The organism is Noviherbaspirillum saxi (genome assembly GCF_003591035.1).
Classification (GTDB): domain Bacteria; phylum Pseudomonadota; class Gammaproteobacteria; order Burkholderiales; family Burkholderiaceae_D; genus Noviherbaspirillum; species Noviherbaspirillum saxi.
Genome location: NZ_QYUO01000002.1, coordinates 1,537,763 through 1,552,324, shown reverse-complemented (window position 1 = coordinate 1,552,324; position 14,562 = coordinate 1,537,763). Strand labels below are relative to the sequence as shown.

Here is a 14,562-nt window from a genome sequence, read left to right as displayed (position 1 = left end):
TAAAGAGAAATCGTTCCGATGACTCGCACTTGTGTCATCGGAAAAAGGAAGGCTTGTTCAGCGCGCCTTTAACGAATCTTGCACCGCTTTCCAATCGATACTCAGCGGTATGTAATCGCGTGCCGGAAGTGCAGCGATCTGCGTGCGCAAGGTGGCGACTCTTTCTGCCGAAGCAGGATGGGTTGCCAGCAATGCCGGCACCGCCTTTTTTTCGTCTTGCGCCAGCCTGACAAAGAAATTTGCCATGTGAGCAGGGTTAATGCCCGCTATAAGCATTCTTTTCAATCCCTCGTTGTCTGCATCGATTTCCGCGTTGCGCGAAAATTTGAGCTCGGTCAGCTTGGCAATACCTGCTGCAAGGGTCGAGCCGGACAGGTCGCCCATCGCGAGCGAGAGCAGGGCCATGAAGCCGGTATTTTTCACAAGACTTGTCAGTCCATGCCGTTGTTCAACATGTGCGACCTCATGTGCAATCACACCGGCAAGTTCTTCCGCACTTGCTGCCTGTCGGATCAGCCCGGCATACACAACGACGACGCCGCCCGGCGCGGCAAATGCATTGACTTCGTTTTCCTTGGCGAGGAACCAGCGATAGGAATAGCGTGAACCGGCCGTCAGCTTTGTTCCGATAGTCTTGACAGCATCATATGCCGCGCCGCTTTCAACGAGAGTGGAACGCATTCTTGTTTGTGCAAGCACCATGCTGCCGATTTTTTCTTCGTACCGCACTGGCACCTTGTCTGCCACCCATCCTGCAAGCCTGTCGGTGTTGAGCAGGAAGGCGACGAGTATCAGGATCGGCAATAGCACGACCATGCCGTAGAAAAACACCGCCAGGCCAAAGCGGGAACTTAAATGACGCTGTGATTTTCGTGCAGCACGCAGGGAAGTGCCGATGCTCGCTGGGGCGTGCGAAAGAAAGTACTCCTTGTCGGCAGGCTGTTCAATGAAGCAAGCTGATTCACCTTCGGCATCGTTCCATGAAAGCCTCAACTGCGCCAGATTGAAACCTGCGGCTTCTACCCGCAGCGCCTTTGCCGAAATGTGTGACCAGGATCCTCGGACATCAAGGACCAAAGTCTCGCCGCTCCAGCGGCCAGTGACGGCTACGCCGGCGCCATGGGCGCCGGCGCTGAAGAGCCGGCCATGAAAATGGTGAGCCGCTGCCTCCATCAATCGTCGTCACCGCCCATCAAGCCGCCGAGGCCGCCCAGTGCACCCGCGCCAAGGAGGGAACTGCTGCTGGACCCGCCTGATGCAGGCGCGGCCATCATCAGGCGATTTGCCAGTCGCGACAGCGGCAGGGATTGCAGCCATACCTTTCCGGGACCGCGCAGCGTTGCAAAGAACAGGCCCTCGCCGCCAAATACGGCGGATTTGATCTTGCCGACATATTTGATATCGAAGTCGACCTGGGGCTGGAATGCCACCACGCAGCCTGTGTCGACCCGCAGCACCTCACCCGGCGCCAAGGTTTTTTCCACCAGTGTGCCGCCGGCATGCACGAAAGCCCAGCCGTTGCCTTCGAGCTTTTGCATGATGAAGCCTTCGCCCCCAAACAGGCCGGCGCCCAGTTTGCGCTGCAGCGCAATGCCGAGAGACACGCCTTTGGCTGCGCAAAGGAAGGAATCCTTCTGGCAAATCAGTGTGCCGCCGATTTCGGACAGATGGACGGGAACGATTTTTCCTGGATAGGAAGCGGCGAATGCCACCCGCGCCTTGCGCGATCCTTCGTTATGGAACACCGTGGTGAACAATGATTCGCCGGTCAGCAGGCGTTTGCCGGCACCCAATAGCTTGCCGAAAAGGCCGCCTTGCTGCGAACCATCACCAAAGACGGTATCCATCTCTATTCCATCCTGCATGAACATCATCATGCCAGCTTCGCCGACCGCCGCTTCGCCCGGATCCAGTTCAACCTCGACATATTGCATGTCGCTGCCGAAGATTTCATAGTCGATTTCATCCATTGCCATGTATTGCTCGCTTTCTCAGGGTTAATCGGATCCCGACCACGCTGGATCTTCAGCGTATCGGGCTGGACGATCGCGCGAAACTGCTGTCGTCAATTGCGGGTCTATTGTAATGTAAGGGCCCGCGCAGGAATAAGTTGGGCAATTTTGCTGGCCGTAGCGGGCGCACTGCGGCGTTGCCCGCCGCTTGTCAGGGGCCCGCCGAGGGTGCTCGCACTGCGGCGCATCAGGCGCACCTCGGCGGCCCCCTTGCATTGCATCCCGCTACGACCGCCAAATCACCCAGCTTATTCCTGCGCGGGCCCTAAGGCATGCAATGCCAATCCCGCCGTATTGACCGAAGACTGAATTATTCGAGAGGATAGACAATGGAGATGGGCCCTGATTTCGCATTACTAAAGGACGCTTACGCCATCATTGATGGCATCCCCGAGACCGCGATCTCGCTGGACAAGCTGCGATCGGCGAAAGGCGATTCGCTTGAGCACGGTACGGTCTGTTCTCCCGTCGGTTGGCTGGCCCAGCATCCGGATTTCATGCGGTTCGGCCTATCGCTGAACGAGGATGGAAGCGAGTTGCTGCTGCATGGAAAGCCCACGATGGAGGACTCTCCCGCCTATATCATGGCCCGCATCTTCGGCCTGTCTCCGGTGGATGCCAACCAGCTGTTCGGCGACCGGGATACATACACGCTAGGTGACGATTCCGGCTTGAGCGACAAACGCCTGTGGCAGCGTGAACTGCGGGATTATCTGAAGGCGCATGGCCAGCTGGATCCGGAATTTGAAGAGCGCCTGGAGACCAGGGGGCCGTTTGCAGATCCGGCCAATCCATCCGAACTGCGGACGCTATAACAGGCTGTTCAAGCCGCGTGGCGCGTAGAGATAGTCATGCGGCAAGCCCAGCCTTTGGCATGCTAGTGTCGCCGGACTGGATGCAAGCGGAATGCGTTCGGCGATTCTTCCCAGGCGCCTTACGACCGCCGCTTGCCATGGATGCAAATTCCAGTGGACCGGCAGGCATAAACGCTCGCGTATGGCAGCCGGCAAAATGGCGATCGAGGCCTTGAGGAGCAAGCCTTGTGCATGGTCTAGTGGCGCCGGCAGCAAGGGCGAATGCGCAACGATATTCAAAAAATCGAGGACGATGGAAGAGGGCTCAAGACAGGGGAGCGTCGTTTCAAACAATGTCAGGCACTGCTGTTCCGATATGGGCGCATCGTCGGCACCATACAGACGGGAAGACATTTTTCCTTCCGCAAAAAAAGCTTCGCGCTGTGCGGCGTCCAGCATGCCGACATAAGCGTGAAAGGCTTCCATGAATCCGAACGCTGCCGTCGCATGGACCCATGACAACAGCGCCGGATCGTCGGCACGATACGGCATGCCGGAAGGTGTGACGCCGCCTATCTGACCATGACGCTGACGAACCGCGGCGATCATTGCTTCGGTCCGGCTGCGCGGGCCATATACCGTCATCATCGCCGCGTAACCGGTACGCTGAATGCGTTGACGCGGGTTGCTGCGAAAGCTCGTATGTTCCCAGACGCCCGAGCGCACGGCTGGATGTGCAAGTTCCAGCAAGACCGCTGTAATGCCGCCGATAAACAAGGCTACCGGGTTTTTGAATACGCGCCACGAGACCGAGTCTGGTGCAACCAATGCGGGCTCGCCTGCCGGCAATAAAAAATCGTCTGCTGAAGATGCATGCGGATACAGCAGACTGCTTGCCTGGGTTTCCAGATATCGCTGTAGTGAATGCGGAAGGCGTATCACGGCGGCTGCCTGCACGTTTGGAGAACCAATCGGCCTAGGCGCGGGCGTCCGGCGCAACTGGTGGCGCATTTTCTTCCACGGTATCGACCTCCTGCGTTTCAATGGCAATAGCGATTTCCTGCACCAGGTCGGTCATCAGCTCGTCAGCAATGACTTGCATCAGTTTCAATTCCCGTGGACTCAGGGTGCGCGGCCTCAGGTCCATGACACAAAGCGTGCCGATCACCTGTTTCGATTTCGCGCGCAGCGGTACGCCCGCATAAAACCGCAGGCCATGCTTGCGCAGGAAAGAATTGCGAGCAAATCGGGAGTCGCGTGCGGTATCTTCGATCACCAGCGGCGCGTTGCTGGCAACCACATGAGTGCAAATCGATGTGTCGCGCGAACCCTGCCGCGTTTTCTGCAATTCTTCCGGCAAGCCGAACGCGCCTTTCCATAACTGCAGGGTATCATCGATCAGCGATACCAGAGCGATCGGCGTATCCACTGCTTCGGCGACGCTGCGCGCGATCCGGTCGAGCAGGGCGGACTTGTCCGCTGCAAGCACGCCGCTGGACTGAAGCGCCTGCAAGCGTTCCATTTCCTCGGCGGGCAGGGGCGCGGGCGGCGGCATTTCGGGATCCACTGTCTGTCGGACAATATCCTCGATCAGGTGGGACGCCAGGTCCAGACTGGTGACCGCCGCATCCGCACCGGCTTCGGCGGCGAGCTTTTCCGCCACGGCACTTCCGCTACTCATGTTCCACAAGCCGAGAACGATCTTGCCGCGTCGGATGCGCGGCTTCAACCGGCGGCAGACAAAGCGCGCATAGGCTTTGGGCATGGGGTTCAGATAAGAAAGACAGATAACATCGACACCGGCCAGATCGAGATTGCCAATCGCATCCGCAGCAATCATCGATGCGGGTACAACCCTGGCGCCTATGCCGCGTGTCTCCAGCATATGGGTCAGCAATAGCGCGGCAGCCGCATCGAGTTCTCCTCGACCTGCTACGCAGAGAACCGGGGTGCCGAGCCATTGTTGTACGCCCGGGCCGTTGTCTTCATCCGGCGTCCTTGCAATCACGTCCTGCAAATCCTCGACGATGGTTCGTAACCCCTCGGCCACGCTCTGCCGATCTTCCTTGCTGCCGCCGCGCTCGCGTGAATTCTCGGCAAGGCGCAAGGTTTGCAAGGCCACCTGGTCGTAAAACTCCAGCAGGGAATGTTCGCTCACTTCGGTTTCGGCAATGTCGATCGCCTCTTCGACATTACCGGCGATCAGGCGCTGGTATAGCCTTTCTTCTGGCGACAGGACCGGGTCGCTGCCCAGCAGCACATCGATGAATGCCAGCTGAGGTACATAACGCCCCATCACCACCAGGCAAACCGTCAGCGGCGTTGCGAGGAACAAACCGACCGGCCCCCATAGCAGCGTCCAGAAGATTGCGGAAAGAATCACGGCCATCGGTGTCATGCCGGTACTCGATCCATATAGCCAGGGCTCGATCATATTGTTGCTGACCAGCTCCAGCACGATCACCAGCGTTGCCGTCCATAGCAGCATGTTCCATCCCGGATCGACCGCAAACGCCATGGTCACCGGAAAGATCGCGGCGATGACCGGGCCCAGATAAGGAATGAAGCGCAACAGGGTAGCGAGGAGCGCCCACAGAAACGCGCCCGGTACGCCTATCATGTAAAGCCCGAAACCAAGGGGAACGCCGTAGCTCGCATTCACCACCAGCTGCATTAAAAGATAACGGCTCACCCTGCTTGCGGCTTCGTTCAATGCCTCGGTGGTGCGATGCAGGTCGCTGCCCGCAAGGCGGATAAAGCGGTCCCGCAAATCACTGGGTGCAAGCAGCACGAAAAATATGAAAACGATCACCAGACCGGCGGTGCCGACCGGCCCAAGTACCGAGCCGGCAATGTTTTGCACGATTTCAAGCGGCTGCGGCTGGGAAGGCTCTATCCGTACCGGAAGCGGCTCTTTCTGCCGTGCGGCAGAGGGATCCTGCTTTTTGCCATCGGTGCCGGCAGCTTCCGACAACTCTCGGCCGAGCGCCTGAAACACCGCTGCGGATCGGTCGATCGCACCTCCGCCGGGCGCGGCATCCCGTATCGAGCGTATCTTTTCCTGCATCGTCTTCTGGTAGGTCGGCAGATTGTTGGCCAGGATGACCACCTGGCTTCCGACCAGAAACGAGATGCCGGCAATGATGGCAACTGCCGACGAAACGGCAAGCAATACCGCAGCGCTACGCGGCAGACGGGTACGCCGCAGCCAGTTCACCGGCGGCGCCAGCATGAAACTCAGCAGCACGGCCAATGCAAAAGGAACGAAGATATCCCGTCCAAAGTAAAGCGCAACGATCGTCAATACGACGATGGCCGCAGTATTCACATTCAAGCCGTGGTTGGTTGAGGTATCGGGCACAAATCTAATGCAGCGTTGGGTTAAAAATTTGAGGTCTGGCGCGTATGGTTTTCGACTCGCCTTTTACCGTAGACAGGTGGCGCCTTGTAACTTAGGCAAGGCATGGACAATTGCGTTCCCGGCTTGCAACCTCCGGGATTGTGAAAGCGCAATCCGTTCAGAACAAGCGGCGTATAAAGAAAAGGGCCCGCACACCGTGCAGGCCCTTTGTGCCTCCTACTGATTGCCGTCAGAAAAGAGTCACCAGGGAATCGTACTTAACATTAGCGCGAATCGATTGCGATCGGTCAAGCTCGTGTAACTTAAACCACTCTTGACCCGTTACGTGACAGATGAAATCGCAGGAGCTTCCCATCTGCTGCCTACATTACATTGTGGGTCATGCTGAACGACTTGAGCATGCGTCGAGGCAGACCCAGATCAGGGCCTAGGCTTCCTGCGGCGCAGTACTTTTTTCCACCACATGATCCACCGAATTTTATAAGTCGGTCGTGGTACGAAATGGAACCGCGGCAGAGTATTTCCTTTCAGCGTGTTTTATTGAATAATACAAAGTGTCGTTATACAATACGAATGTACTTTTAGTAATTAGAAGGTATATACCGTTGTTTAATTGGCATGTGGGTCCAAGTGGGAGCTTTTTACTGGATCGTATCGACATTGCATATGACCTCCGACTATTTTTTTAGCATTCTTAGGCGGACAACTTAAGGCTGCTTGTATCGATGATCTGGTCACTAAGCTAGTAAAACAAAATGCACAATATCGACATTAAATCCAGGCTTGCTGTTCGCAGAAACGATGCGACACTCGGTGCTGTTATTAAAGGAATCGACCTTTCAAAATCATTACATGAGACCGAGATTCTTGATGTGCTGGTGGCGCTCGGCCGCTATGGCGTACTACGTTTTCCAGCGCAAAGACTAACGGCAGCACAGCTTAAAGCTGTGGCAGAAAAATTTGGCACGGTGCAAATGCCTGAAAGAGGAAGCACTCATCGAGCGGACAATGTACCCGAGGTTTCGATACTCTCTAATACCATACAGGACGGCGTGAACACAGGAATGGCAAATGGGCGGGGAATATGGCATACGGACGTGAGCCACCGCGAAGTAAGAGGTTTTGCAAACCTGTCCTATGCGCTCAAGGTCCCGCGGCGTAATGGCCATGCTCTCGGCGCGACGAACTTCGCCAACATGTATAAGGCCTATGAGGACTTGTCGGAAGAAATCAAGTCTCGTATCGAAGGTGCTACGGCCGTACACTCGCCTGAGCAGTATTATTTGCGCCGTCAGGGATATAAAGAGGTACGCGCGTCGTTAAGTGAAGTACACCGGAAAACAAGCCAAAATATCTCCCAGCCATTAGTATTAGTCCATCCGGTGTCACGGAGGAAAGTGCTGTACGCAAATCCGGGGTTTACAACCCGTATCAATGGTTGGAGTGAAGAAGAGAGTACCGCCATGCTGTCTTTTCTTTTTCAGCATCAGACCAGGCAAGAGTACCAGTACACCCATCAGTGGGAAGAAAACGACCTGCTGATCTGGGACAACCTGAGTACGATACATCGGACGAATACCGACTATCAACCGCACGAACAGCAAGTGATGTATCGGTGCCGGGTTCTTGCGGATCGATTTTATTCTGAACGGCTGCTATCGACGTACTCGGTTTAAACTCGGCCCTATTTAGGCCGACGCGTTACGGCGATGTTTCTGTAAGGGTGCGTTGCAAGTGGCCGCGACCTGGAATGGGTCCGTTCAGATCAATTCCGTTGTTAAGAGTGCATACCAAAATGACGACCGCATGGTGGCCGACGAAGCCAGACAGGCATATGGTGGCAACGCGTTTCGCCGCACGTTGATACGTCTTTAAAACAGGCTTAGCTGCTTTTCTAAAGCGGCTGGTACAAACAGGTCGGTACGCAGGGGCGGGCGTTCCAGGTTGAGAGCAAGCTTTTTGCATATCAGATGGAAACGATTGGCCAGCAGGTCGGCAAATACGCCCGTGCCTGTCATCCTCGTTTCAAATGCCGGGTCATACAGCTTACCGCCTCGCATGTGAGAGAGGAGTTTTTCGACCTTGGACTTACGCAGCGGGTAATGCGCTGTCAACCATTCCGCAAAGAGAGCGGCGACTTCGCGCGGCAGCCGCAACAAAATGTATGCAGCCGCACTGGCGCCCGCTCCCGACGCTGCCGACAGGATAGATTCCAGTTCTTCGTCGGTAATGGCCGGAATGACGGGGGCGACGAGTACGCCCACCGGTATCCCCGCGCCGGCTAATAGCTTGATGGCCGCAAGCCGCTTCGCCGGAGCGCTTGCTCGCGGCTCCAATGTTCGGGAGACTTCATTTCGCAAGCTCGTCACCGATACATACACGCGTGCCAGTCCTTTGGATGCCATGCGTTCCAGAATGTCGATATCGCGTGTCACCAATGCCGATTTGGTCGTGATCGATACCGGATGATTGTAGCGTTCAAGGACCTCAAGCAATGCGCGCGTGATATTCAGTTTGCGCTCGATGGGTTGGTAGGGATCCGTGTTCCCGCCGATGACGATGTTCTGGGGAACGTAATTCCGTGCGAGAAGTTCCGCTTCCAATATCTCAGCGGCATTTTCCTTTGCAAACAATCTGGTCTCGAAATCCAGGCCGGGAGATAAACCAAGGTAGGCATGACTTGGTCGGGCATAGCAATAGATGCAGCCATGCTCGCAACCCTGATAGGGATTGATCGATGCCGCAAAGGGGATGTCCGGCGATTGGTTGATGGAGATGATGCGTCGAGCCGTTTGCAGTTGTACGGTGGTCTTTGGCGATGATTCGTCATCGTCAGTCACGCCGTTGTACGGTTCAGGTTCGACAGCTTCCCGTTTCAGGGAGTCGAATCGATTTTGCGGATTCGAGCATGCGCCGCGACCCTTGGTCGCGATGCCGGATTGCTTGAGTTTTTCGGAATTGGCCATGCATGGATTTTACTGTATTTATATACAGTTGTTTTGCAATGGGTTTGTCCATGCACTGTTTCCATCACCATAGCGGCTGGCATTCATGACCGAGCGGAGGAAGGCTGCGACGTTGTTGCGGCCGCCTTCCGCGAGTTCATTTCCGGCTGCTATTTCGGCAGAAATTCCGCCAGGTCGCTATCGCGCAGCACGGCAATGTTTTTTTTGTTTGCAAACGAACGGGCATTGTCGGTCAGTTCGCCAAGCGTGATGTAAATCGCGCGCGCCGACGCGGTATCTGCCGCTGCCGCCAGTTCTTTCAGCGGCTCGACGCCAGTGCTGGCAGCCTTCCAGCGTTTGCCGCTGACGAGCGATTTACCGTTCGGCCCAAGAATTTCGAGGTCGGCGCCCTTGCCGGCGTAATGAGTAACGGTAAATCCCTTGCGCATATAAGCCTGTTCAAGCACGCCGGAAAAATCGCGCCAGGCCATGTCGGAAAATACCTGTCTGGCACGAGCGATGCGCGTCGCGCTCGGGGCCTGCCATTGCTTCCAGGCCGCGATCACACCGATCACGAAGAAAGGAAACCCGGCAGACGGGCCGAGCGCAGCGTACTGCCGCGGAAGTAACACGCTCGCGATCAGTCCAAGCACAATGGCGATTGCAAAACTGATCCACCACGGCGAGCGGAGCAGGATGGCAAACAGGGATCTTTCTGCCATTTTGAGTTTCATGCTGCGCTCCGGGGAGAGTCGATCGTTGGTGCTGCTATTCCTGCTTGTAAATTGTTACGCATTTCTTGCCCCGGCATTGAGTATCGTCCGGCATTTTACTAGGGCGTGTCATCAATTGGTATGTGAGATGCGTTCATGCCGCATTCCGGTTGCGACTTTGGGTGCGATGGAGATTTATGTCATGACAGCGTAAGATGCATGGTTTGCAATGATGCATAGGCATCAAGGGCACCGCAAGCGCGCCGCAGTTTGCGCCTGCAAACCCGGCGCTGCGGATGCCGCTCCGATCGAACTACCTGGAAAGCGACTTTATGGCAGCATCCCAAGACTATGTCAGCATGGCCCTGTTTTGCGACTTTGAAAACGTCGCACTCGGCGTACGCGATGCAAAATACGAAAAATTCGATATCAAGCCCGTGCTCGAACGCCTGCTGCTCAAGGGCAGCATCGTCGTCAAGAAAGCCTATTGCGACTGGGACCGTTACAAGGGCTTCAAGGCCACCATGCATGAGGCGAATTTCGAGTTGATCGAAATTCCGCATGTGCGTCAATCGGGCAAGAACTCGGCCGACATACGGCTGGTCGTCGATGCACTCGATCTCTGCTACACCAAGTCCCACGTCAATACCTTTGTGATCATCAGCGGCGACTCTGACTTTTCACCGCTGGTATCGAAGCTGCGCGAAAACGCAAAACATGTAATCGGAGTAGGCATCAAGCAGTCGACCTCGGACTTGCTGATCGCGAATTGCGACGAGTTCATTTTCTATGACGATCTGGTGCGCGAAAGCCGGCGTGCAGCTGCCAAGCGCGATTCGCGTACGGTGCAGCCTGCGGCCAGGCGTTCACCGGACGAAGAGCAGCGTCGCAAGGAAGAACTCGAGCAGCGCAAAACCAAGGCCATCGACATGGCGGTGGAAACTTTCGACGCCCTGGTGTCGGAGCGAGGCGACAGCGGCAAGATCTGGGCATCGGTATTGAAGGAAGCAATCAAACGCCGCAAGCCCGATTTCAGCGAGTCTTATTACGGTTTCCGGACGTTCGGTAACTTGCTCGAAGAAGCGCAGAGTCGTGGTCTGCTCGAGTTTGGCCGCGATGAAAAATCAGGCGCCTATGTCTATCGCGGCAACGGCGGCGTGCTGAATGCAGAACCAGCCGTTGAAGCCTTGCCTGCACCGACTGTGCTGGAGACTGCCGCCGGGGACAGCATGGCTGAAGTCGCCGAAATCTCCAATACGCCCACTGTATCTGTTGATGCACCAACTACGGTTGGCGGCAAGCCTGAATCGCGGCGGCGGGGACGGGGAGGACGCAAGCCTGCGGAGAAAAAAGCCGAGGTCGTGTCGGAGCAGGCACGGGAGACCGCGCCGACGGTTGCTGAGGCTGCTGTCATGCCGCCAGCGGCGGAAGATGTTACGCCTCCACCGGAACCCTCGGATGCTCCACGCAAAACTGCACGAAAGTCAACGCCACGCGGACGGCGTCCTCGCAAGGCGGATACAAGCGCTGGCGGCGAGTAGGATTACTGACAATAATGCGTTGCCAAGTGACCCACTAGCGGTTGCGCAGGCGGGCAGTGTATGGAAATCAAACATTGACTTGCCGGACACGGCTTGGGATCTCAATACATCGACTCCAAGCCGTAACGCTTGCTGGCCTGATGTATCAGGCCGCTCCGTAAATCGGGACGATGGCGCCGCTTGCAAGCTGGTTGGCACCGGATGCCAGGAACACGATGCCTGAGGCAATTTCAGCAGGTTTGGGCCACTGCGTGTAATCGGCATCCGGCATCGCAGTCCGGTTGGCGGGCGTATCGATGATGGATGGCGCCACCGCGCTGACCAGAATGCGCGGTGCGACTTCGGCCGCCAGGGCTTGAGTAAGCGCGGCGACTGCAGCCTTGCTGGCGGTGTAGGCGGTCATGTACTTGCCGGCCCTCGGTTCCAGCGCCTGGCGCGACGCGACATTGACGATTCGCCCTTGCCGCTCGCCGAATGCACGCACCGCTTCGCGGCAACAGAGATAGGTACTGACCAGATTCATGTTCACCATCCGCATCAGCACTTCCTTGTCCGACTCGGCAATCGGCGCAAAGGCAAAGCCGCCGGCGATATGAATCGACGCCGACAAATCGGTAATGCCCGAATACAGCGCTGCGACCTGGGCTTCGTCGGACAGATCGCAGCGGACCAGTTGCAAGCGTTCATGTTGCGCGAGCGCTTTTGCTTCGGCGTCGTTAATGTACGGGACGACGCAACGCGCCCCTGCGTCCAGCAGGGTATTGACGACAGCAATGCCGAGTGCGCCGGTACCGCCGGTCACCACAACTGTCTGATTGGAAAAGTCCATATAAGCTCCATTGATATGTTCTAGGATCCGTGCTTACTGTCTGGTGACGATACCAGCCGTTGCAGACAAGCGGATACAGGTGCGATTATTGCCGAATTCGCATGGCCGCGCCGCCGGGGGAACGATTATCCTTATATTGCAAGCGATGCTGGAGAAAAGGTGTTTTTATCCCGGCCGTGGCCGGCGACGATGAAGTTGCGTAATTGCAACTATCGAGGATTTATGCTGTGCCGCGCCTGTTTTTTACACTAGGATAAAACCACGCCTGCTGCGAATTGGGCGGTGTCCAATGCGAAGGCAAGGGGAAAGACCATGCGCAAACTCTTCTGTTGGTTCTTCGGCCATGCAAAGCCTGCCGAATCCGTGGACACGATGATCGAACTGGCCCTGACGAGCAGTTTTCAATGCGACCGTTGCAAGGGATTGATTCACACCCGCGGTTGACGGAGTCGGTTGCCCAGAATAATAGCAAGGCCGCAGCACCAGGCCAGCGAGGCCGTCCACCCGGCAAGTATGTCAGACGGATAATGCACGCCGAGGTAGACGCGCGAGGTGCCGACGAGCACCACGAATATGCCGCCGGCAAGCAGCAAAAGCGAACGCCGGCGTTCATGCCACGCCAGCACGGTCAAGGCCGCGATGAATGCCATCGACTGCATCGCGTGACCGCTCGGGAAACTGTACGAAGTCTCAGGGGCAATAGAAATCCAGAGATCGGGCCGTGTACGCGTAAAGATCAGTTTCGCCGTGATATTGATCAGCACTGCACCGCCGAAGCCGAGCACCCAGTACACGAGTCGGGCCCACAGCTTATGCACGAACTGGAAGACTGCGATCGCCAGCGCACATGGGCCGAGGATACGAATCGAGCCTGCCTCTGAAAAAAACACCATCAGCGCATCCAGCAGGGGCGTCGAATGGCTATTCATCAGTAGCAGGAGCGGCTGGTCAAAAGAAAATGCCTCCTTCTCGAGAACATCTTCGGCCAACTCGCCGAACAGGAACAAGGGGAACAGGACACCGGCAAACAGAATGGCCAGATCGGCCCAGCGGCCGCGCAGCAGGCGCAGGGTGTATTCGAGCAGTTTATTTATCAATGTTTTCATGGCCATAGTGCAATCCATCGGCGACACCGGTAGCGGCGTTCGCAGGTTTAAGCAAAAGTAGCGGTTCGGATGCGACCTTGAACCGCAGAGGGCTTCGCAGCCAGAAGATTTCGCCATCCAGCGCGACCTTGCTCCAGGCCGACAGGGCAAACCTCGGCTTGATGGTCATGTCGGTGGCAGCAAAGCTGTCGACGCTGTCTGCCGCATCCAGTGTTCCCGCCGCGCCGCGCAACAGCAGACCGAACAGGGAAAACTTGCCGACCGGGCGCAGGGTGACCACCGCGAGACGGCCGTCGCCGGGCTGCGCAGCCGGAGGAATTCCCACCTGTTCCAGCTGCAGACGATTATTGCCCACAAAGACAGTCTGCGTAAGAAGATCGCGGGTCTCGCCATCCTGGTCGATCCTGATGCGCAGATTACGGTGCTGGCGCCATATCGTCACGATGGCCGACCATAAGGCGACGAGCCGGCTGCGTCCGAGCTGACGTTTGTAGACTTCGCGGTCTTCCAGAAGTTTTGGATACAGGCCAAGGCTGGCATTGACCAGGAAAATCCGGTTGTTGACCATGCCGACTTGCACCGGGCATACGGATGCCATCAGCATGGCCCTTACCGCCTGCTCCAGGTCTTCCGGGATACCGTGCGTCCGGCCAAAGTAATTGAACGTTCCTTGCGGCAGGACCGCAAACGTGCATCCGCTGCCCAGTACCGCCTGGGCGACCATATTGATGCTGCCATCGCCGCCGGCAATTACCACGACGCCGCCGTCTCGCCGTGCTTCGTCCACGGTTTTTTTTGCGATTGCACGCAAGGCTTTTGCATCGTGCACCACATGCAGGATGTAATCGCGGCCGCACTCATCCAGAATCTTGCGTATGGTTGCGCACTTGCTTTGCGCGTCCATTCGGCCCGAGCGGGCATTGACGATGATATGGAATCGGAGGGCTTGCCGAGGATGTGATGCCATGCCAATAGGGGAAAACAGGGAATGCGCCTGCTGGAAAGTTATATGAACGGCGGACTTCCGTTGCCGGACTGATCGATTACATACTGGGTATGGGTCATGGCGACAGCGACAGAAATGAATTCATTCGTATTTGGCACGTAGTACGGCATTCGTATCTTGCGGCCGGTCAATGGAGCTGCGCTCGTCCCTGTGGGGGCATAGATGAAAAGGCACCAATTAAAACGATATAAATTCCGCAAGCTATTGCATTTATTGTTTCCATATGGCAATTTGATGCCACTGTCGAAGTTTTGC

General features: G+C 56.6%; 12 protein-coding genes. 3 read left to right on the top strand and 9 right to left on the bottom strand.

Annotated elements, in window-relative coordinates:
• Positions 1-57 precede the first annotated feature (57 nt).
• Positions 58-1,173: a M48 family metallopeptidase gene (locus tag D3871_RS22705; protein ID WP_119771292.1), complete on the bottom strand. Its 1,116-nt coding sequence runs from the start codon at positions 1,171-1,173 to the stop codon at positions 58-60.
• The gene (locus D3871_RS22700) at positions 1,173-1,976 is read right to left on the bottom strand and encodes a TIGR00266 family protein (RefSeq protein WP_119771291.1); all 804 of its coding nucleotides are present in this window, start codon (positions 1,974-1,976) and stop codon (positions 1,173-1,175) included. The genes D3871_RS22705 and D3871_RS22700 overlap by 1 nt, the downstream gene beginning before the upstream one ends.
• Positions 1,977-2,341: 365 nt before the next feature.
• Between D3871_RS22700 and D3871_RS22695 the strand changes: the two genes are divergently transcribed.
• The gene (locus D3871_RS22695) at positions 2,342-2,827 is read left to right on the top strand and encodes a hypothetical protein (RefSeq protein ID WP_119771290.1); all 486 of its coding nucleotides are present in this window, start codon (positions 2,342-2,344) and stop codon (positions 2,825-2,827) included.
• On the opposite strand, the gene D3871_RS22690 is transcribed toward D3871_RS22695, so the two are convergent.
• Together D3871_RS22690 and D3871_RS22685 are read right to left on the bottom strand one after the other, a co-directional pair.
• Complete coding sequence (locus tag D3871_RS22690) at positions 2,822-3,748, bottom strand: oxygenase MpaB family protein (protein ID WP_233575769.1); 927 nt, start codon at positions 3,746-3,748, stop codon at positions 2,822-2,824. The genes D3871_RS22695 and D3871_RS22690 overlap by 6 nt on opposite strands.
• 34 nt (positions 3,749-3,782) lie before the next feature.
• Complete coding sequence (locus D3871_RS22685; RefSeq protein ID WP_233575768.1) at positions 3,783-6,167, bottom strand: AI-2E family transporter; 2,385 nt, start codon at positions 6,165-6,167, stop codon at positions 3,783-3,785.
• 755 nt (positions 6,168-6,922) lie between these two features.
• On the opposite strand from D3871_RS22685, the gene D3871_RS22680 reads away from it, so the two are divergent.
• Positions 6,923-7,843, top strand: coding sequence for a TauD/TfdA dioxygenase family protein (locus D3871_RS22680; protein ID WP_119771287.1), 921 nt, complete (start codon positions 6,923-6,925; stop codon positions 7,841-7,843).
• Between the two features lie 195 nt (positions 7,844-8,038).
• Here D3871_RS22680 and D3871_RS22675 read toward each other — a convergent pair whose 3' ends face one another.
• Positions 8,039-9,133: a PA0069 family radical SAM protein gene (locus D3871_RS22675; protein ID WP_119771286.1), complete on the bottom strand. Its 1,095-nt coding sequence runs from the start codon at positions 9,131-9,133 to the stop codon at positions 8,039-8,041.
• A gap of 149 nt (positions 9,134-9,282) precedes the next feature.
• Positions 9,283-9,846, bottom strand: a complete 564-nt coding sequence (locus D3871_RS22670) for a restriction endonuclease (RefSeq protein ID WP_119771285.1) — start codon at positions 9,844-9,846, stop codon at positions 9,283-9,285.
• Between the two features lie 311 nt (positions 9,847-10,157).
• Here D3871_RS22670 and D3871_RS22665 point away from each other — a divergent pair, with 311 nt between their 5' ends.
• Positions 10,158-11,366, top strand: coding sequence for an NYN domain-containing protein (locus tag D3871_RS22665; protein ID WP_119771284.1), 1,209 nt, complete (start codon positions 10,158-10,160; stop codon positions 11,364-11,366).
• A 145-nt stretch (positions 11,367-11,511) separates the two neighbouring features.
• Here D3871_RS22665 and D3871_RS22660 read toward each other — a convergent pair whose 3' ends face one another.
• The 3 genes from D3871_RS22660 to D3871_RS22650 all read right to left on the bottom strand — a co-directional run bounded on the left by D3871_RS22660 (position 11,512) and on the right by D3871_RS22650 (position 14,268).
• Positions 11,512-12,195, bottom strand: a complete 684-nt coding sequence (locus tag D3871_RS22660; protein ID WP_119771283.1) for an SDR family oxidoreductase — start codon at positions 12,193-12,195, stop codon at positions 11,512-11,514.
• Between the two features lie 428 nt (positions 12,196-12,623).
• A complete protein-coding gene (locus D3871_RS22655; protein ID WP_158598021.1) occupies positions 12,624-13,301 on the bottom strand; it encodes a phosphatase PAP2 family protein in 678 nt (225 codons plus the stop codon).
• Positions 13,282-14,268 carry a diacylglycerol/lipid kinase family protein gene (locus D3871_RS22650; RefSeq protein ID WP_119771281.1) on the bottom strand — a complete coding sequence of 329 codons (987 nt, stop codon included), beginning with the start codon at positions 14,266-14,268 and terminating at the stop codon, positions 13,282-13,284. Before D3871_RS22650 ends, D3871_RS22655 begins: the two co-directional genes overlap by 20 nt.
• Between the last annotated feature and the right edge of the window lie 294 nt (positions 14,269-14,562).